Genomic DNA, 20227 nt, shown 5'->3' with positions numbered 1-20227 from the left:
AAATTGGCTAAATCCCCTAAAAAATTTACTTTTTTTGTGGTTGTTAATGGTAATGGTTTTAATTATCATTTAACTAAACAAAGAAGAAAGACCATAATTTTCGTGAGCCAAAATTAATACCCCATTAATTGGATAGTGATATCCAGAAATTTATATAGAAATGTATCACCCCGTTAGCCGTGTTCTTGTATGGAAACAGGGGTATGCAGAATATGGATGAAAGGGCTTTATTAAATGCGTTCGTTGAATACTTGTTGGGGGTATCAAGCCTCCCATTTAACTAAGGAAAATTGGCTGCATGCCAATCGACATCTTGTAGCAAAAATATTGCGCGAACTTTGTCACGAAAAACTGATTACCCCAGTCCATGATGGTGAAGGGCAAAACTACGCTATTGAGCTGGATAATTTTCAATACTATTTTCAAGCACAAGCCTACCAGCTTGATCACTTGGATATTGATGTTGCGTCAATATCCAAATTTAGCTATGGTCAGCTTCAACCGCTGGATGCTATCGAATTGATTATTGAACTGCGCCCATTGCTGGATATTTCTGAGAAGTTACTGCCAATTTATCTCGATGAAATTTCCAGTACCCTCTATGGTCATGCCTTTAAATATCAAAAAAACCGACTGACTGCACAGGATTTGACTCAAGCAGATTATCAGACGGTAGAAACATCAATGAACGAGGGGCATCCTGTCTTTATTGCCAATAATGGACGAATTGGTTTTGATGCTGATGACTATTTGGATTACGCACCAGAAAGCGCCCATCCAGTAACATTAATCTGGATTGCAGTACATCGAAATAAAACCATTTTCTCTGCACTCTCTTCTCTCTCTTACTCAACGTTAATAGCAGAAGAATTAGATAAATATTTGCCCGCTCAATTTGAGCGGCAAATGCAGTCATTAGGATTAATGCTGTCTGATTATTATCTGATGCCTCTACACCCTTGGCAATGGAAGCACCGTATTGCCATTAGCTTCGCTGCAGATATTGCCAAACAGGAAATTGTTTACTTGGGTGAAGGTCATGACCGTTATTTGGCCCAACAGTCTATTCGCACATTTTTCAATATCAGCCAGCCGAAGAAAAATTATGTGAAAACCGCATTATCAGTCCTCAATATGGGATTTATGCGCGGATTAGATCCACACAGTATGGTAACGACTCCACAAGTCAATGAGTGGCTTGGTCACTTGATTGAAGCTGATCCCTTCTTCCAGCAAAAGGGTTTCACTATATTGAGGGAACGGGCAGCAATGGGTTATTTCAACCACTACTTTGAATCCGCCATCAAGAAGGATAACCCGCATAAAAAAATGCTGTCTGCACTATGGCGTGAAAGCCCCATGACTATCCTGAAAGAGAGTCAACGCCTAATGACTATGGCTTCACTGTTACATATTGACCGAGAAGGTGATTCGGTTGTTGCTGCTTTAGTTCAAGATTCAGGTCTATCCGTGGAAGATTGGGTATCACGCTATCTGGATGCTTACCTTTCTCCACTGTTGCGTTCTTTCTTCACCTACGATTTGGTCTTTATGCCACATGGTGAAAACTTGATGCTGATACTGGAAAACAATGTACCGGTAAAAATGCTGATGAAAGATATTGGCGAAGAAATTGCCATTTTGAATGGCGATCTTGAATTGCCCGAAGAGATGCGTTTCCTGCATGTCACCATCAAGGATGAGATGAAGATCAACTATATCTTCCTCGATATCTTTGACTGTTTCTTCCGCTATTTGGTTCCGTTGTTGCAAAAACACTCAGCCTTGTCAGAAGCCCGTTTTTGGGAATTGGTTGCCCACTGTGTTCACAGCTATCAATCACAACATCGGCATCAGATAGAAAAATTCCGCAAATTTGATCTGTTTAAGCACGATTTTGTCCGTACTTGTCTGAATCGCCTGCAAATGGCGAATAACCAACAGATGATCGATCTGGATGATCGCGAAAAGAATCTGAAATTTGCCGGAACCTTAGTGAACCCGCTTCACGCTTTGCGAGAAAGGTACTCTGTCGTATTTGAGGCAGATGTAATGATGGAAATATCAAGGTAAATATAACAACAAATCATTTTGGTAACGGGATAAATAGAGTGACAAATTCAATTTTGCAACAGAATCATTTGACCAAAAGAACCGTGCTTTCTTTGATAATCCCGCTGATTTTGGCGGGAAATAGTGTGGCGATGGCAGAGGAAACACAAGGAAAGAACGATAAAATTATCGTAACGGCAGCACCCATATCGTCGGAACATGAAGGTATCACGGAAGACACCGGCATGTATAACACCTCTTCGATGGTGACATCGACAGGGTTGAATTTATCTGCGCGTGAAACACCGCAAAGCGTCAGCGTCATGACCAAGCAACGTATGCTGGATGAAAATCTAAATAGCGTGAAAAGTGCCATCGACAGTATCACAGGTATGACCGTCCATCAGGCCGACAGCGATCGTTTCACTTTCTCTTCAAGAGGAATGACGGTCAGAAATATGTTGCGTGATGGTGTCCCGACTTTTTACGACATTCGTTTTAACTATGGCGATAACCTGCTGGATACGGTCATCATTGATCGCCTTGAAGTGGTGCGTGGTGCTGCGGGCTTAATGGTCGGGCCGGGTACGCCTTCTGCGGCAGTGAACGTGATCCGCAAACGTCCGACCCGTGATTTTCGTGGTGAAGCTACGTTGGGGGGCGGTTCTTGGGATAAATGGCGAACTAGCCTTGATTTATCTGGCCCATTAAATGAAAACGGGACAATCAGGGGACGTTTTGTCACCGCCTATGAGCGTTCCAATTCATTTATTGACCGTGACAAACATGAAAAATATCCTTTCTACGGCATTCTGGAAGCCGATTTGACAGAGAATACCTTGTTATCCATTGGGACTGATTACCAAATCAACCATACCCGTGGTGGGATGTTTGGTGGCTTGCCGATTTATTTTAACGATGGCAGCAAAAGTCATTACAAACGCAGTAACAGCTATGCACCTGATTGGGCATTCTCTAAGGTACGGTCGTTCTCTGCTTTTACCAGCTTGCAGCACAAATTTGATAATGGCTGGAGCGTGAAAGGCACTTTTACTTATGACAGCAACACGCTTGATCAGAAAGTATTATGGGCAACGGGATATCCTGATCGTGTCACTAATGAGGGAATGTATCCGGGTAATATGACCTTGATTGATGGAGCTCGTCGCCAGCGTAATTTTGATTTACAACTCAATGGTGACTATGGGTTATTGGGTCGTACCCATCACGCCAGCTTTGGCTTGAATTACCAAAAGCAGAATTTCCAGAATGATTATTATAATGCCAACTGTATGCTTGAGAAAAATCCAGACCAAAAAGATCAGGCGAGTACAGGGAAAAGAAATAATTGTAAATACTTAGGTGATTTTACTCGCTCTTCATGGGGGTATGCCGAACCAACTTGGAGTCAACAGAGAACAACCGGATCTGATGGTTATATCGAACAAACCGCCGGTTATGCCGTCACTCAACTCTCTCTGGCAGATCCTGTGACATTGATCCTCGGTGGACGAGTCACCTCTTGGAAAACCCGTGGTGATAGTTTTGGTACACCACAAAATGCAGACTATAAACATGAAGTTGTGCCATATGGTGGATTGGTTTACAACATTACACAAGATTTCGCTGTTTATGGCAGTTATACCAAAATTTTTGATCCAGAAAGCCGAATCAATCGCAATAACCAACTGCTTAAACCAGTTTCAGGCGAAAATTATGAGCTGGGTTTGAAAGGTGTGGCCTTTGATAACGGCCTTGATTATTCATTGGCACTCTTTGAAATCCGCCAAAATAACTACACGGCGGAAGATAATTCTAAAAAACCGTTAGCGGCTGGAATTCCTAAAAATACCAGAGTCTATTATGCCACTAATGGCGTAAAAACCCGGGGTTTTGAAGCGGAAGTCAGCGGACAAATTACCGATGATTGGCGTATTTATGCGGGTTACACCCAATTCCGTGCCACCATGCCAGGCGGTAAGCGCACTAATACGGAAGACCCGAATCGTTTATTCAAATTATTCACGACTTATACCTTGCCGGGCATGATGAACGATTTAACGTTGGGTGGCGGTATTAACTGGCAGGGTAAAACACGTCGGGAGCTGAGTAGCCCTAAAGGAAAACATCAGGATGGCCAAAGCAGTTTTGCTACCGTTAACTTGATGGGACGTTATCAATTCACACCGGATCTCTCCCTGATGGTGAAGCTGAATAACCTGTTTGACAAGAAATACTATACCTCGTTTGGGAGTTACACCCAGTACTACTATGGTGCACCACGTAACGTCGAAGCAACCTTGAGTTACAAGTTCTAACTAAATCACGGACGGCGACAATGTATTTTTATCTATTTGGGCAACAAGTTAAGCAACAAGCAGTAAAGGGTGGCAGGCAATGGCTTTGACACGTTGCAAAATGCGGATCGCCGTACCGTTGATATTACTGGTGAGTTTGCTGGCAGGTTGTGATCACGCGACAACGCCAGGCAAATTACCGACGAATACCGTTGGTTACCCGAAAACAGTCACCACCGTGCTGGGCACGGCGGTGATTAACCAACCGCCGCAACGGATTGTGGCATTGGGAACGGGATCAGAAGATATCTTATTGGATTTGGGCATTATCCCCATTGGTATTGAGTCCCATCGCTGGGGTGGCGATCCCGAAGGCTATTTGCCGTGGTTTAGGGAAGAGATCGAACGTCGTGGCGCAACATTGCCTGCCATTATTGAAATGTATCCTGAATTGGATGTTGAAAAAATCATCAATATGCAACCGGATCTGATTCTGGCAACGCAATCGGGTATTACGCAGGAAAATTACGATCACTTATCCCATTTTGTACCGGTCATTGCCTATCCAGAAAAACCGTGGCAAACAACACCACGGCAACAGATTACGCTGGTAGCGCAAGTGTTGGATAAAACAGAACAAGGTAAAAAACTGATTGCTGAACTGGATAATATGCTGACTCAGGCAGGAAACACTATCCCGAATATTGCACGTTATCATTTTGCTTATATTAAAGCGGGAACAACCAGTAATACCTTATCGATCTACGTTAAAAACGACCCTCGTGTTGATACGTTGGTACACCTTGGTTTATCCCTGCTGTCATTGGTGGATACGTTGACCGCCCCTTTCGGCAATTTTGCCGCCAATATCGGTTTGGAGAACGCTGACTTACTGAATGGCGCAGATATACTGGTCACTTGGTATAACAGTGAAAAAGAGCGTCAAGAGACGGAAGCCCGACCTTTATTTCGTTCCATTCGTGCGGTTAAGCGGGGGGGATATATTCCGTTGACCGATCAGTCAATTGTCATGTCCATGTCCTATGGCTCTCCGCTGAGTTTACGCTGGGGATTGCCGAAATTTATGCCGCTATTAAAACAGGAATTATTGAAGCAGGAGATAGCAAAACATGATGAACCCTAAACGGCGGATCGCCCTTATTTTGGGGTTAGTATTCATGGTCGTACTGACTTGTTTTTGCATTGCTGCCAGCTTAAGTCTGGGTTCCAAATCATTGCCGCTGTCAGCCGTTTGGCACCATTATTGGTTGGGAGAGAGTGGCAGTTATTACGATTTAGTGATCAATACGCGTGAACCACGCACACTGATTGGGCTAATGGCGGGGGCAGCGCTGGCATTAGCGGGGGCGGTCACACAAGGATTATTGCGCAATCCACTGGGCGATCCCGGCTTGTTGGGTGTCAATGCGGGCGCTGCGGCGACAGTGGTCTGTTTCTCCTTTATTCCGGTTGTAGAGGAAATACCTCGATTCTGGACCGCATTTATCGGTGCAAGTCTGTCTACTTTTTTGTTTTACCTGCTCAGTGGTGGATCACGTAATACCAACCCCGTCCGATTGGTTTTAACTGGCGCGGCCATTAATACTTGCCTGTTTGCACTGGTGCAAGGCGTCATCTTGCTGTATCCACAGATGATGGACAATTATCGTTTTTGGTCGATTGGTTCATTAAGCTCCATGTCATTAAGTGAAGCCAGTTTGTTGATCCCGTATTTGTTATTGGCCGTGATATTGGCGCTTTCCCTGGGAGCTTCCCTGAATGTGATGGTTTTTGGCGAAGGGATTGCGGGTTCATTGGGGGCTAATGTTGCCAGAACCCGAATCTTGTCTTTGCTGACTGCCACCATGTTAGCGGCGGCGGCGACAGCAATGGCGGGGCCAATTGCTTTTGTTGGCCTGGCCGCACCTCATTTAATGCGGGCGCTGGTGGGTAATGATTTTCGCTGGTTGCTGCCTTATTGCCTGCTTGCTGGCGCTTGTTTGCTGTTGATATCCGATGTCGTTGCCCGATTACTGATAGCGCCGGAAGAAATCATGGTTGGCATTATTACGGCGAGTATTGGGGCACCTCTACTTTATCTGGTGGCGAAAAGCCGCGCCCAAAAGATGATGGCGGGGTAAATGATGACATTGATTCATTCTCCGGTGAGACAACCAAAAACTAAAACATTTAAGATGGGAAATACGGTTTTTATTGCACCTGCATGGCAGGTCAGCAGGATCGTTTTTTCCATGTTGCTGCTGATGGTAGGGCTTTTTTATCTCTCTTTAGCAATGGGCAGGGAAGGGATGGATAATCCTTTTCTACTGACCGAAACCGTTTATCAAGCCTTTATCTTAACAGAGATCCGCTTACCGAGAGCCTTAGTCGCAATCGGAGCCGGAATAACATTGGCACTTTCTGGTTCCCTGTTTCAGCTTACGATCCGTAATGCACTGGGTAGCCCAGATATTATCGGTGTTAACGGCGGGGCGGCAGTCGGTATCGTCATGGCAATGGTTGTTTGGCCTGATGTATTGCCTGTTCCAGTGGGAGCATTATCAGGCGCTATCATTGCCGTATTGTTAATCTATCTCGGTAGTGGTGCCGGCATTGGAAATATGCAGGCTAACAAGATCATTATTTCGGGAATTGCGATTGCTGCACTGTGCACGGCTGTTGTTGAATTTGCCTCTTCGAATATCCGCCTTGAGCAAGCTCAACAACTGAAAGCATTATTGAGGGGCAGCCTTGCCAGCCAGAACTGGCAAAATGTGGTACTGATTAGCGGCATGGTATTGTTTATTCCTGTTTTATTTTGGCTAGGCAGGCAATTGAATTATATCCATTTGGGCAATGATATCGCCAATACCCTTGGCGTACCTGTGCGCCTTATCCAGATAACCAGCATATTACTGGCCGTGACTTTTGCCACCATGTCGGTATTGGTTGTCGGGCCAGTTGCATTTATCGCTTTATCTGCCCCCCAAATTGCCCGCCGGCTGGTACGGAATAAAGGTTCTGCACTATTCTGTACTGCACTGGTGGGCGCTTTGCTGATGCTGGTTTCTGATTTAATCACTTTGTTATTGCCAACGACAGCGCGTTTGCCGGTCGGTGTGATCACGGCGGTAGTTGGTGGCGTCTATTTGATGTATTTACTGTATGCCGAATTAAGGAGAACGCGATAATGTCATCGGATGCTTATTCCCCAGAAGTGGCTTCACGGTTAAAAGCCCATGATCTTTCACTGGCATATGGTAAAAAAACCATTATTAACGGCATTAACCTTGCCATTCATGACGGTGAGTTCAGTGTCATTATTGGCCCGAATGGATGTGGGAAATCAACACTACTGCGAGCGATCAGTCGCAGTATGCAGCCTCAACGTGGTGAAGTTTTGCTGGACGGAGCCAATATCCACCGTTATAAACCTAAATCAGTGGCGCGCGAGTTATCATTGCTGACGCAAGGGGCTGCGATCACTGAGGCACTGACCATTTATGATCTTGTTTCTCGTGGGCGCTATCCTTATCAATCTTTCCTGCACCAATGGTCGGCAGAAGATGAAAAAGTGGTTAATGACGCGCTGAAAGCGGTGGATTTATGGGATATGTCGCAAAGTTTAGTGAGTGAACTGTCTGGAGGCCAGCGTCAGCGTGCGTGGTTTGCCATGACACTGGCACAGCAGACCCCGATTATTTTGCTAGATGAACCAACCACGTATTTGGATATTTCTCACCAGATTGAACTGCTTGACCTTTGTCAGAGCCTGCATCGGCAAGGTAAAACGCTGGTATTGGTTTTGCATGATATTAACTTGGCCCTGCGCTATGCCTCACGTCTGATTATGATGAAAGAGGGGCAAATTTGTGCTGAAGGTGTCCCGGAGGAAATTGTCACAGTACAGAATATTGCTGATGTATTTGGTTTGGCATGCCGGATTATTCGTGATCCTGAATCCAATAAGCCATTGATTATCCCTAAATATAAAATCAATGAATGATAGAATATATACTTATCGTACTTGAAGGTGCAACTTGAAGTTTATTAGGTATAGGTTAAGGTTGATAATAGGCGACAGGAGAGCATGGAATGACAAATGAAAATAATCAAAATTCTATTAAGGTAGCATCTGAAGTAACGATTGAAGATATCACTAACCTATTTGATGGCGCATTTAGTCATTTTAATTCATCAATAAAAATAAACTCAAAAAATATTCCGTTGGAAAGTATGCGGTTTTATCAATGGTCGAATGATGAAAATTTCTCATTATTGATGAAAAGTTACCAGAATTCATATTATAGCCACAATGAATTAAAGCCAAATCATAAAGGACTTTATTCTTTATGGGCTCAGTGGTATTTTGGCTTAATTGTTCCGCCAATGATGCTGATGTTATTGGAATATCCGCAGGCTGTTGATACAGATCATAACCTTTTTCAAATTGAGTTTCATGAAACAGGCAGGCCAAATGTTGTTTATTATCAATTAACATGGTTAGATGAATCAGTGTCTTTATTGGAACGTTATCACTCTATGCTAGACCGGCACATTATGCCTGTGTGTGAGAAAATTGAGTCTTATCGAGGAATAAATGGACGTTTATTGTGGAATAACATTGGTTATGTCATGCATTGGTACTTAAATAACTTTAAAAAAAGAATGGATAAAGAACAATATGATACATTAATCCAGAATCTTTTCTTTGCACAAACTCTGCCTGATGGCAGGGATAACCCGCTTTATCGTACTGTGATTATGAAAAATGATGTCATACAACGCCGCTGTTGCTGCCAAAGAAATAAACTGCCCGGAGTAGGAAATTGTCACGACTGTCCTCTTGAATCGACGGCATAAATAGTCAAAACCCAACGATATCTATTGATTACAAAAATAAAAAATCATTATGGATTGATGATATATCCTGACCTTCATTAGTTAATGAGGGTACTTAATGTTTCAAAGATAATGTCGAGCAATTACCTGAGATATTTTATATGGATATTAAATGATCTTAGGATTACAGCCAGAAAATTGATAACTAGAAAGATAGATAATATAAAAATTAAGGATATATAATGCCTGACAAAGTTCAAATTATTGCCGAGCTGTTGGCTAAAAAGACACCTTTAATGGGAAGTGGTTATTTAGAAGATGGCCATTTTTATCAATATTTGTTTAATGAGGATAATGCCGAGCATTATTTAGAAAATGCTTGTGAGGTTATTGTTAAGATCAAGAGAATATTACGACAGACAAACAAACCATTTAGTGGCGTCCTTCCCAATGAACTATCACCACGATTCTCCAGTATCAATCTGGATAATCCATTGGATTCTTGGGAGCTGGCTTTGGATGAATTAGAACATCTTTATATTAAAGATGCGGTTTATTTTCATCATCCTAAATATGTCGCTCACCTCAATTGTCCACTTGTCTTACCTGCCGTGATTGCGGAAACAATAATCGGCGCTATTAATTCATCAGTAGATACATGGGATCAAAGTGCTGGTGGGACATTGATAGAACAAAAAATCCTTGATTGGACGCTGGATAAATTAGGGTTGGGAAAAGAAGCCGATGGAATATTCACGAGTGGGGGAACCCAATCAAATTTGATGGCGATGTTATTGGCACGGGATTGGTTTTGTCATCAGCGTAATCCAAAACATAAAAATCAGTTGCATGGTTTGCCGGCTGATTTTCATAAATTGCGTATATTCACTTCATCTGTTAGCCATTTCAGCACGCAGAAAGCAGCAGCAATACTGGGATTAGGCTATCACTCTGTTATTTCGGTTCCGCATGATCATGAATTTTGTATGTCGCCTCAGAAGTTGGAAGCGTCTATCAGACAATGTCTTGAGGAAGGAAATATTCCTTTTGCCATTGTAGCAACGGCAGGTACAACGGATTTCGGTAGTATTGATCCATTGCCTGTGATTGCTGATCTGGCACAACAGTATAGGGTATGGTTGCATGTTGATGCAGCTTATGGCGGTGGGTTATTAGTTTCATCCCGCCATGCGCATTTGCTTCAGGGGATAGAACGGGCAGATTCTGTCACAGTGGATTACCATAAATCTTTTTTCCAGCCAGTGAGTTGCAGTGCCTTTTTTATCAAAAATAAACAACATTTCTCCCACCTGACTTACCACGCAGAATATTTGAATCCTTTGAGCGCAGTTCAGGAAGGCACCCCCAATCTGGTGAATAAAAGTATTCAAACGACCCGTCGTTTTGATGCCCTGAAAATGTGGCTGACTTTGCGAATTATGGGGGCTAAACAACTTGGTCAGGCATTTGACAAGGTACTGGATACGGCGCAGGCCGCATTTCGTTTGATGAGTGAATACGCTTGTTTTGAACTCGTTCATCAACCTGTGTTGAGTACATTGGTTTTCCGCTTTATGCCAATGCAACCACTCTCTGATGAAAGTCTTGATCGTCTCAATGCTGATATTCGTAAGGCGTTGCTTAGAGAAGGAAATTGCATTATTGCCGGAACAAAAATCGAGGGAAAGCAATATCTGAAATTTACTTTCCTGAATCCAGCAACGACTCAGCAGCACTTGCAAGAAATTGTGGATGAGATAGTTACGCAGGGAAATCTGTTACTGACAGATATTGTGTTCTCCAGTAATGAATTCGTTGGAAAACAATAATTGTTATTTTTCAAATTAAGTTGTTTTCCAAATAAATGGCATTGATGAGGAGTGATTATGACAACCAAGGTTTATGATTTTATTGCGATTGGAATTGGCCCATTTAATCTGGGATTAGCCTGTTTAGTACAGCCGATACAAGGAGTTAGCAGCCTGTTTATTGATCAGAAACCCGCTTTTGATTGGCATCCGGGCATGATGTTGGAAAATTCAACAATGCAAACGCCCTTTATGGCGGATTTGGTAACATTGGCATCGCCGACACATCCATTGAGTTTCCTCAATTATATCAAGCAGAAAGGCCGTATCTATTCCTTCTACATTCGGGAAAGTTTTTTCCTGATGCGCAAAGAATATAACCAATATTGTCAGTGGGCAGCAGAGCAGTTGTCTAACCTGCGTTTTAATACCCGGGTTGAAAGTATCAGTCATGACGCCGCAGCTTCGCATTATGTCTTGCACTGTACAGATACAATAACGGGAAAAAAACAGGCGTTCTTTTGCAAAAAGCTAGTATTGGGGACAGGCCCTTCCTCTTATATTCCAAAATGCTGTAAACCTTTTACCCAATGGATAGCAACGTCAGGAAATTATTTAGAAAATAAATCCGCCTTACAGAAGAAAAAGTCTATCACCGTGTTGGGAAGTGGGCAGAGTGCCGCAGAAATTTTTTATGATTTGCTTGGGGACATTGATACTTACGGCTATCAGCTCAATTGGGTAACTCGTTCCCAGCGTTTCTTCCCTCTCGAATATACCAAGCTAACATTGGAAATGACATCACCTGAATATGTGGATTACTTCTATGGTTTGCCAGAAAACAAGCGTGATGCACTGAATCGTACGCAAAAATCGCTGTACAAAGGTATTAACAGCTCACTCATCAATGAAATTTTCGATTTAATGTATACCAAGCGGCTGAATGGGAAATTGAATGCCGCGTTGTATACCAATAGTGAATTAAGGCAAGTACGTCATATAGCAACAGGTTCAGATACAGCAGAAAAATTAGTACTGGATTTATTCCAGCAAGAGCAGGAAACCGAATTTTCTTTGGTAACAGAAGGTCTTGTGCTTGCTACAGGTTATCAATATCAACCGCCTGATTTTATTGAGGGTATACGGCATCTTATTCGTTGGGATGGAAAAAGGCGCTATGACGTTCAACGCAATTATAGCATTGACCGTAACAATGAAATCTTCGTACAGAATGTTGAACTCCATACTCACGGTTTTGTGACACCTGATTTGGGCATGGCATGCTATCGAAATTCCCGTTTACTCCAAGAAATCACGGGAAATGAACATTATGTGATAGAGAAAAGCATTGCATTCCAACAATTTGGTGTTGTTAGTGAAGAGGATATCTGATGTCTACTGTTGCTACCGTATTATTTGAAAAAACGTTTCCTGAATTAGGAACATTTTCCTTGCGTCCACTAACCTTGGCAGATGATATTGCAATTATTACTGATTGGGTTAATCGGGATTATGCCTATTATTGGGGAATGCAGGGGCAAACTAAACAACAAGTTGGTGATTTTTATCAAGATCTGCTTACTCGTCAGCCTGATTCTGTCTTCATTGGAGTGTATCAAGGACAACCTGCATTTTTATTGGAATGCTACCGTGCACAAGAAGATCCGATAGGAAAATATTATCCAGCTCGTGCTGATGATATGGGAATGCATATTCTGGTTGCCCCGTCAGAACGAAAAATCAGGCAGTTTACGTGGGGAATTTTCCAGACAGTGATTGCTTTTATTTTCAGCCATCCTGCGACTAAACGAATTGTCGTTGAGCCGGATATACGAAATGAAAAAATTCATCGTCTCAACTTACGAGCTGGTTTTGTTTATGAAAGAACCGTTCAGTTGCCACATAAAATGGCGGGGTTGGCATTTTGCACGAGGGAACAGCATCAAATGGCATTAAATACAGATGAGTTATCGGAACTGACAAATCAAAATCATTCTTTTGTGAGTCATTTAAACCCGGCGATTTGGCAGAAAGTTAATCGTCTGCTCTTACGTAAAGCTATTTCAGAATTTGCCCATGAAGGTTTATTGTCTCCAGAGCAAGTAACAGAAGAAACCGATCAAGAAGGTTATCACCGTTTTCGTTTAGATAACCATGAATACACCGTTAACTATTACTTTCGAGCACGCAGATTAGCTTTGGATCATTGGTTAATTGATGCTGATTCATTGCGAAAAATGCAAGCAGGGGATTGGGCTGAACTCGATCTCATTACTTTTGTCATTGAGTTTAAAAAGCAATTGGGTATCAGTGATAGCGTGATGCCGACTTATTTGGAAGAACTGACCAGTACTTTGCATAGTAGCGCGTTTAAGCATCATCGTCATGGCATTAATGTTGAAGATTTGGTCAGTGCCGATTTTCAGGCGATTGAAGCTGAAATGATGGAAGGACATCCCATTTTTGTTGCCAATAATGGGCGTATTGGTTTTGATGCAGAAGATTTCCAGAATTTTAGCCCTGAATCTGCTTCTGAAATATATTTGGTATGGTTGGCTGCCCATAAAAGTAAGGCTCATTTTGCTTGCATTGAACAACTCAGTTACCAACAACTGCTAGAGCAGGAATTGGGGCAACCTGAGATTGATAAATTTAACCATCAACTTATTTTGTTGGGGCTGAACCCGGAAGAATACCTATTGATGCCTTTCCATCCGTGGCAATGGCAAAATAAATTACCTTCGGTGTTTGCTCACGATCTTGCCAGTCGGAAATTGGTGTATTTAGGCAAGGGAACGGATGTCTATCAGGCGCAGCAGTCAATACGAACTCTGTTTAATCGTAGTCATTCTCAACGTTACTATGTCAAAGCAGCTCTTTCCATCCTTAATATGGGATTTATGCGGGGATTATCTCCTTATTACATGGCGACAACGCCCGGTATCAACGATTGGCTATTTGATTTGGTACAAAAAGACGAATTTTTACAAGGATGTGGCTTCCGAATTTTGCGAGAAATCGCCAGTATAGGGTTCAGAAGCAGTTATTATGAGCAAGCTATTCAAGGGGATACACCTTATAAGAAAATGATGGCGGCGTTGTGGAGAGAAAATCCATTGCAATTGATTGAGCCGGAGCAAAATGTGATGACGATGGCTGCATTATTACATTGCGATCAACGCGGACAGGCTTTTTTACCTGCCTTGATATCGGCATCCGGTTTGCAAGTTGACGAATGGGTTCGTTGTTATCTAAATTGCTATTTCGTACCCTTATTGCATTGCCTATATGCCTATGACCTGATGTTTATGCCGCACGGCGAAAATATCATTATGGTGTTGGAAAACCACATTCCACAATATATCTTTATGAAAGATTTGGCAGAAGAGATTCTGATCATGAACCCTGACGCAGAATTGCCAGAAAAGGCCAGTCGAGTGAAAGTCAATATGCCGGAAGAAATGAAGACACTGACAATTTTGTCCGATGTATTTGATGGTGTATTTCGTTATCTGGCGGCAATTCTTGATGAGCAGGCAGAATATACACAAGCACAATTTTGGCAGAGGGTGGCAGATTGTATTTTGAGTTACCAATCTCAGCATCCAAAATTTAGCCAACAGTTTGAGCGTTATGATCTGTTTACCCCAGAAATTAAACGTTGTTGTTTGAATAGACTGCAAATTGCTAATAATCGTCAAATGCTTGATTTGTCTGATCCGGCTCAAAGTTTTAAGTTTTCGGATAATTTAGTGAATCCAATAGCTCAATTTACTAACAAATCTAAAAATATTATGTGATTGAGAAGTTATTTTTTCTTTAATATATTTAAACCCCACTGAAAATAAAATTTCTTGAATTTAGGTTCAATTTAACAGGCTGTGCTTAAAAGTGGGGTTTTTGGGTATGTCAGTTTGCTTATCCTTGATAAAAACGCAAATATGCCAGTTCTTGAGAAAATAAGAACCAGCATACAGTTAATGCTTTTAGCAAATCGTCGTACCCAATGTTAAGGTGACACAACGAATAAACTCGGTAGAAACCCCTTTGCGATTTTCAAGGTCGATAACCGATGTTGTATGGTATTTTGTACAGATTTTATAAAGCAGTTCAGGTGAGATATTTGCACCCAAAGATTTAAGCACAGCAGAGGCCGTTTCGGGTCTAAAATTCATTTGTGTTTCATATGAGGAAAACGCGGTACGGATTTTTTGGAATATATCTTGGTTGTCATCCAGAATTGCTTCCAGATTAGTATCATTAACGTGAGATAAAGCATGATCAAAGTCTGTCACTCCCCGGAGTGCGAGAAGGCTAATATCCATGTTATGCATGGTGGCAAGTGATTCTGAGCCTTTCAGGGATTGAATTTTGGCATAGGCGAGTGACTTAATTTCATGGTGGATCTTACTGGATACTTCTGGAATGAAACCAAGGATCAGGGCGACATTCTCCATTTTTTCAGGAAGTAGAGCGAACATGACACCTTCCCACGAATCGGTCAGTTCCATTCCTTTAGCACGAATAGCATCGGCATTGTCAGATATACGACGCAGTTCATTTTGGCTCACCATCTCAGCATCAATAATATGACGTGAATCGGAAGTTTGAGCAGTAACTTTTTGCATGATCTTCTCCTAAATGGTATTACTGTATCGGTAATTATCTTGACAGATAATGATACAGCATCTGATAAATAAGATTAGATGAATATATTATGTGCTTTTTTTATTGCAAGAAATAAATTAGAACAGCTAAATTTTCCGTATTTTTAAAATACATGCGAATTGATGATGTAATCAGAAAGAAAGTTAAACATTAACTATTTTTCTACATATTAATTAATCGCATAAGCAGGCTATTGTCAATATTTTTAACTGGAGCTGTTGTTCATATTTTATTGTGTTAAATTATCATATGATAATGAATATTTAAATGACAGGTGCATGTTATCTGGGTGGAAGGGTGATTGTTTGAAAAATAATGTAATCTATAATATTTTCTATTTAGGTTATTAACATTGTTGTAATATATCCTCTATGAACTTTAAATCATATTTAGTAAAGCGAAAGCAGTTTATTATCTTTCATATTTATTATTGGGAAAGCCTGAATTTATATAATAAATGTGGTAACCATAAATTGACCTACTTTGCGTAACGGGAGTAAAAAATACTCCCGTTAAAGTCAGTATCCTCAATAGATTTAAAGGTAATCAGTTTAATGCGCTCCCCCGTGATCTTTACCGCCGGCAGAAAACGGAGGTTTTGCCAGCCAGATCAATAACGTCAATATCAGGAAAATACCTGCTGAAAGCCAGAATATTTCATTGGCAGAGATAATTAACCCTTGATGCGTGATCTGTTTTGCCAGATAAGCTGATATTTGTGCATCATTCATGCCCAATTGGGCCAATTGCTGATGTACTTGCTGATAATTAGGGTTATATGGATTGATGTATTCAGTAAGATGTGAGTGGTGCATGGATTCACGCTGTGTCCACATTGTGGTTGTGATAGATGTTCCAATTGAACCTGACAATATACGGGTAAAATTTGACAGACTGGACGCTGAAGCCATGCGTTCTGGCGTTAACCCGGATAATGTAATGGTTGTCAATGGCATAAAGAAACATGCCATGGCCAGTCCCTGAGCAAACTGAGGCCATGCAACGGCAGCAAAATCCATGCCCGGCTCAAAGGTATATGTCCGCCAATAGAAGCAAATAGCATAAGTGATAAAACTGAATGTCACGATATAGCGCATGTCTATTTTATGACCAAATTTGCCAATAACCGGTGACAGTAACAGGGGCAGCAATCCTACAGGTGCGGCCGCAAAGCCAGCCCAAGTTGCGGTATAACCGAAAACTTCTTGTAAGAGTTGCGGCAATAAAACAATCGTACCAAAGTACATCATGAAACCGAGACTGATACTCAGTGTCCCAATGGAAAAATTGCGTTGCTTAAACAGGGACAGATCGATTATCGGATGATCATCGGTCAGTTCCCATATGATCAGGAAAATAAGTGCGATAACGGCAGTAACAGCAAGGACAATAATCTCGGGGGAGTTAAACCAATCAAGCTCCTTGCCCTGATCAAGCATAATTTGCAGGCTGCCTATGCCAATCACCAGCAAAAACAGCCCGATAATATCGATGGGGCGGATTTCTGTTTTGGTTTCGCGGTCACGCAATAGCTGCATGACGACAACGATAATGGCGATCCCAATCGGGATATTGATGAAAAAGATCCATCCCCAATGGTAGTTATCACTGATATAGCCGCCAAGGATAGGCCCGCAGATGGGAGCCACAACAATCGTGACTGACCACAGCGCCAATGCCATGTTCCGTTTTGCCAGTGGATAGTTATTCAGCAACAAACTTTGGCACAGCGGGATGACCGGACCTGCGGCCAATCCTTGCATCACACGAAAAAAAATCAACATGCTGAGGCTGCTGGAAAGACCACACAACCAAGATGACAGAGTAAAAATCGCGGTAGACCAGAGCAACAATTTCACTTCACCAATGCGTTTCGCCAGCCAACCGGTAATTGGAATGGAAATTGCGTTTGCGACACCAAAAGAGGTAATTACCCAGGTTCCTTGTGAGATTGACGCACCTAAATTACCGGCAATCGTCGGTATGGCGACGTTGGCAATGGTCGAGTCGAGAACAAGCATGAACGTTGCCATGGAAAGTGAAAGGGTCAGAAAGACGAGTTTCGCCCCTGTAAATGGTTCTCTTGTTACCATGACTCCCCCTTAAAATTTGTTCCCTGAGTTACTATTAATAACGTCAGTAACTATTTTGTTTGCAGGTGCCATATCTATTGTTAAGGCATTGGTATGATAGGCGGGGAGGGTGCGTTCGCTGGCTGCCACGACAGTTCCATTACTGTTTGCTGTATCTACGGTAACTTTTGTTGATAGGCCAATTCGCAGGGGATGCTGTTTTAATTGTTCAGGATCAAGCTCAATACGGACTGGCAGACGTTGCACAACCTTAATCCAGTTTCCGCTGGCATTTTGCGCGGGTAATAGGGAAAAGGCGCTGCCGGTTCCCATATCAATTCCTGTAACCTTGCCAGTATAGACGACATCAGCACCATAAAAATCGCTGATGATTTTAGCGGGTTGTCCAATCTGCATATTTGCCAACTGAGTTTCTTTGAAATTCGCTTCAATCCACATATTGTTGGCAGGCACAATCGCCATCAATGGGGTTCCTGAATTGATACGGGAACCGACCTGAACGCTGCGGCGAGCGACATAACCATCAACCGGGCTGACAATATGGGTTCTCTGCAAGGCAAGCCAGGCATCACGAACACCAGAAGCGGCTTTTTCGATGGCGGGTTGTTTTTCCAGCGGCGTATCCAGAATAATGGCTTGGTTGCTTTGGTATTGGGCGATTGCGACATCCAGCTCAGCTTGGGCAGCAGAAACAGCTTCGCGCATATGTTGCAGTTCTTCTTTGCCAATCAAGTCCTGAGTTCCCAATATTTCTCTTCGGTTAAGATCATGTTGGGCCTTTCTAAGCGCAATTTTTTTCAGTTCAATGATGGCTTGATATCTTTTACTGTCGATCATGTGTTGATGAGTGATTCGGACAGTATTGGCTAATTCATTTTCGGCTCTTTTCAAGGCGAGTTCAGCGTCACGGGGATCGAGTTGGACAAGGGGCTGACCACTTTTCACGAAATCAGTATTGTCAAAATTGACACTGACGACGCTGCCTGCCATTTGTGACATGACTTGTATCTGATTGCCGGTGACATAGGCATTATCAGTGTCTTGGTGGTAACGTAAAGTGAGAAACCAGTAAACGGTATAACCTGCCCCAAGCAGAAGGAAGAATAACGTTAATGATGTCATGATAAGGCGGCGTTGCTGTTTTTTAGTCTCTTTTTCTACCTCTGAAGGGGATTGCTTTTCGCTTGAGGATAGCGTTTTTTCGCTGGACGGAAGTGATTCTTTCTCACTAATACTCATGGAGATTCTCCGTATTTGTTCTTAACTTATTATTAATTTGTGTGGTTTCAACAGGACGAAACATGCTTCCAGTAGTGTGCGCTTACACTACTGGAAGGGGCGAACGATATGGATTTAATTATTATCGGAAGATAATAGCCAGCCACACGAAGTATCCGATGATACAGGCTAGCAGAAAAGTTTTTTTAGATTATATTGCTATAACATGTTTTCTTAATGCAAAATTCTTCAAAAGAAGGGCAATTACTTGCTTAAACAATCCCCAAGATTATCTAATTGCCCCAGAATTTTTCTCATCAAATTTTCTAACTGTTTTTTCTCTTCAAGATCAAGGATGGACCAAAGTTTAATCAGGCAATCGTGCTGAGGTGGAAGTAAACTGTTCAAGAAACTTGAACCTTTATCTGTGAGATGAAGATGGAGACAACGACGATCGTTATGGCTCTCTTTTCTCTCTATCCAACCTTGCTTTTCTAATTCATCTGCAATCCGGGTTGCATTTGTACGGGAAGAGCCTAATGCAGCACTCAGTTCTGATGGCTGAATGCTACGACTTTCTTTGGTATCCAGAATCATCAGAGCCATAAACAAGGTTTCATTGATTCCTTGTGCTTTCAGCATGTTGTTACGATTTTCCAGAAGTTTACTCTGGACATGCATGGATAAGCGAGTCAGTAATATCTCTTGGTAGGGTAAACTTTTTTGCTGTGCTACACGGCAATTAAGTAACTCTTCTGTGGGAGTGAATGAACTTTCCATTGTTTAGATACCTTATTAGTTTCAACCGGTAAAGTAACTTCTGTTAAAAACCATACAAATACTATATTAAAAGTTAAATTTAGCAATTATAGTTATTTGTTATCATCATATTTCTTTTAATATTGATACCTAATTCATAAATACCTTGAATATTATTCCAAAAACGGCGGCACCAGACAGTGTTGAAATGATGATGCTTTGTGTCTTGTAGAAGAACAGGCAGATAGTTAGGCAACCAATTAGAGTCGGAAAAAATTTGCTGTGCTCTCTCATGACGTCAGGAATGCTTGAAACGATGAGAAGTGAGCAAATTGAGGCAATACCGATGCTATCGAGTATAATCCCTATTTTCCCCTTTTTTCCTGTCGGTAAGCGATTGTTTCCCAAACGTAAGGGAAGGTAGCGGAATAAAAAATTGGCCACGCCGACAACCAAGCCGATAAAAAGTATTTTATTATCAATCATAAAC

At 42.0% G+C, this 20227-nt stretch carries 15 protein-coding genes; 10 read left to right on the top strand and 5 right to left on the bottom strand.

The features are described 5' to 3' along the window. Positions 1 to 234: 234 nt before the first annotated feature. The 10 genes from PSI17_RS05865 (at position 235) to PSI17_RS05820 (ending at position 14799) form a co-directional block, all read left to right on the top strand. Positions 235 to 2073, top strand: coding sequence for an IucA/IucC family protein (locus PSI17_RS05865; protein ID WP_273551074.1), 1839 nt, complete (start codon positions 235 to 237; stop codon positions 2071 to 2073). Between the two features lie 68 nt (positions 2074 to 2141). Further along, positions 2142 to 4370 carry a TonB-dependent siderophore receptor gene (locus tag PSI17_RS05860; protein WP_443256006.1) on the top strand — a complete coding sequence of 743 codons (2229 nt, stop codon included), beginning with the start codon at positions 2142 to 2144 and terminating at the stop codon, positions 4368 to 4370. A gap of 79 nt (positions 4371 to 4449) precedes the next feature. Further along, positions 4450 to 5493, top strand: a complete 1044-nt coding sequence (locus PSI17_RS05855; protein ID WP_273551073.1) for an iron-siderophore ABC transporter substrate-binding protein — start codon at positions 4450 to 4452, stop codon at positions 5491 to 5493. After that, entirely contained in the window at positions 5480 to 6490 is a 1011-nt protein-coding gene (locus PSI17_RS05850) for a FecCD family ABC transporter permease (protein WP_273551072.1), read from the top strand. The genes PSI17_RS05855 and PSI17_RS05850 overlap by 14 nt, the downstream gene beginning before the upstream one ends. A 3-nt stretch (positions 6491 to 6493) precedes the next feature. Then, positions 6494 to 7540 (top strand): FecCD family ABC transporter permease, encoded by a 1047-nt coding sequence (locus PSI17_RS05845; protein ID WP_337927204.1) that lies wholly within the window; start codon positions 6494 to 6496, stop codon positions 7538 to 7540. Beyond that, positions 7540 to 8355, top strand: coding sequence for an ABC transporter ATP-binding protein (locus PSI17_RS05840; protein ID WP_273551070.1), 816 nt, complete (start codon positions 7540 to 7542; stop codon positions 8353 to 8355). Before PSI17_RS05845 ends, PSI17_RS05840 begins: the two co-directional genes overlap by 1 nt. 89 nt (positions 8356 to 8444) lie before the next feature. After that, entirely contained in the window at positions 8445 to 9212 is a 768-nt protein-coding gene (gene fhuF, locus PSI17_RS05835; RefSeq protein WP_273551069.1) for a siderophore-iron reductase FhuF, read from the top strand. Positions 9213 to 9487: 275 nt separating this feature from the next. After that, positions 9488 to 11020 carry a pyridoxal phosphate-dependent decarboxylase family protein gene (locus tag PSI17_RS05830; RefSeq protein WP_273551076.1) on the top strand — a complete coding sequence of 511 codons (1533 nt, stop codon included), beginning with the start codon at positions 9488 to 9490 and terminating at the stop codon, positions 11018 to 11020. Positions 11021 to 11077: 57 nt separating this feature from the next. Further along, a complete protein-coding gene (locus PSI17_RS05825) occupies positions 11078 to 12391 on the top strand; it encodes a lysine N(6)-hydroxylase/L-ornithine N(5)-oxygenase family protein (RefSeq protein WP_273551068.1) in 1314 nt (437 codons plus the stop codon). After that, the gene (locus tag PSI17_RS05820; RefSeq protein ID WP_273551067.1) at positions 12391 to 14799 is read left to right on the top strand and encodes a GNAT family N-acetyltransferase; all 2409 of its coding nucleotides are present in this window, start codon (positions 12391 to 12393) and stop codon (positions 14797 to 14799) included. Before PSI17_RS05825 ends, PSI17_RS05820 begins: the two co-directional genes overlap by 1 nt. 186 nt (positions 14800 to 14985) lie before the next feature. Here the strand turns inward: PSI17_RS05820 and PSI17_RS05815 are convergent, their stop codons facing one another. From PSI17_RS05815 to ygaH, 5 genes are all read right to left on the bottom strand, one after another. Then, on the bottom strand, positions 14986 to 15627 hold the full coding sequence (locus PSI17_RS05815; protein WP_273551066.1) for a hypothetical protein: 642 nt from the start codon (positions 15625 to 15627) through the stop codon (positions 14986 to 14988). A 591-nt stretch (positions 15628 to 16218) separates the two neighbouring features. Further along, complete coding sequence (emrB, locus tag PSI17_RS05810; protein WP_273551065.1) at positions 16219 to 17760, bottom strand: multidrug efflux MFS transporter permease subunit EmrB; 1542 nt, start codon at positions 17758 to 17760, stop codon at positions 16219 to 16221. 9 nt (positions 17761 to 17769) lie between these two features. Further along, on the bottom strand, positions 17770 to 18999 hold the full coding sequence (emrA, locus tag PSI17_RS05805) for a multidrug efflux MFS transporter periplasmic adaptor subunit EmrA (protein WP_273551064.1): 1230 nt from the start codon (positions 18997 to 18999) through the stop codon (positions 17770 to 17772). A gap of 243 nt (positions 19000 to 19242) precedes the next feature. Beyond that, positions 19243 to 19758, bottom strand: a complete 516-nt coding sequence (gene mprA, locus PSI17_RS05800; RefSeq protein WP_273551063.1) for a transcriptional repressor MprA — start codon at positions 19756 to 19758, stop codon at positions 19243 to 19245. Between the two features lie 129 nt (positions 19759 to 19887). Next, a complete protein-coding gene (gene ygaH / locus PSI17_RS05795; RefSeq protein ID WP_273551062.1) occupies positions 19888 to 20223 on the bottom strand; it encodes an L-valine transporter subunit YgaH in 336 nt (111 codons plus the stop codon). Positions 20224 to 20227: the final 4 nt, after the last annotated feature.

The organism is Xenorhabdus sp. IM139775 (genome assembly GCF_028598745.1).
Lineage (GTDB): Bacteria > Pseudomonadota > Gammaproteobacteria > Enterobacterales > Enterobacteriaceae > Xenorhabdus.
Note: the sequence above shows the minus strand (reverse complement) of the source record. Positions and strands in the feature narration are given on the sequence as shown.

Coding starts and splice junctions, on each gene's coding strand:
- emrA (WP_273551064.1), bottom strand. CDS start 18,999: ATGAGTATTAGTGAGAAAGAATCACTTCCGTCCAGCGAAAAAACGCTA.
- PSI17_RS05815 (WP_273551066.1), bottom strand. CDS start 15,627: ATGCAAAAAGTTACTGCTCAAACTTCCGATTCACGTCATATTATTGAT.
- PSI17_RS05825 (WP_273551068.1), top strand. CDS start 11,078: ATGACAACCAAGGTTTATGATTTTATTGCGATTGGAATTGGCCCATTT.
- PSI17_RS05855 (WP_273551073.1), top strand. CDS start 4,450: ATGGCTTTGACACGTTGCAAAATGCGGATCGCCGTACCGTTGATATTA.
- emrB (WP_273551065.1), bottom strand. CDS start 17,760: ATGGTAACAAGAGAACCATTTACAGGGGCGAAACTCGTCTTTCTGACC.
- PSI17_RS05820 (WP_273551067.1), top strand. CDS start 12,391: ATGTCTACTGTTGCTACCGTATTATTTGAAAAAACGTTTCCTGAATTA.
- mprA (WP_273551063.1), bottom strand. CDS start 19,758: ATGGAAAGTTCATTCACTCCCACAGAAGAGTTACTTAATTGCCGTGTA.
- PSI17_RS05840 (WP_273551070.1), top strand. CDS start 7,540: ATGTCATCGGATGCTTATTCCCCAGAAGTGGCTTCACGGTTAAAAGCC.
- PSI17_RS05850 (WP_273551072.1), top strand. CDS start 5,480: ATGATGAACCCTAAACGGCGGATCGCCCTTATTTTGGGGTTAGTATTC.
- PSI17_RS05865 (WP_273551074.1), top strand. CDS start 235: ATGCGTTCGTTGAATACTTGTTGGGGGTATCAAGCCTCCCATTTAACT.
- PSI17_RS05830 (WP_273551076.1), top strand. CDS start 9,488: ATGGGAAGTGGTTATTTAGAAGATGGCCATTTTTATCAATATTTGTTT.
- PSI17_RS05845 (WP_337927204.1), top strand. CDS start 6,494: ATGACATTGATTCATTCTCCGGTGAGACAACCAAAAACTAAAACATTT.
- ygaH (WP_273551062.1), bottom strand. CDS start 20,223: ATGATTGATAATAAAATACTTTTTATCGGCTTGGTTGTCGGCGTGGCC.
- fhuF (WP_273551069.1), top strand. CDS start 8,445: ATGACAAATGAAAATAATCAAAATTCTATTAAGGTAGCATCTGAAGTA.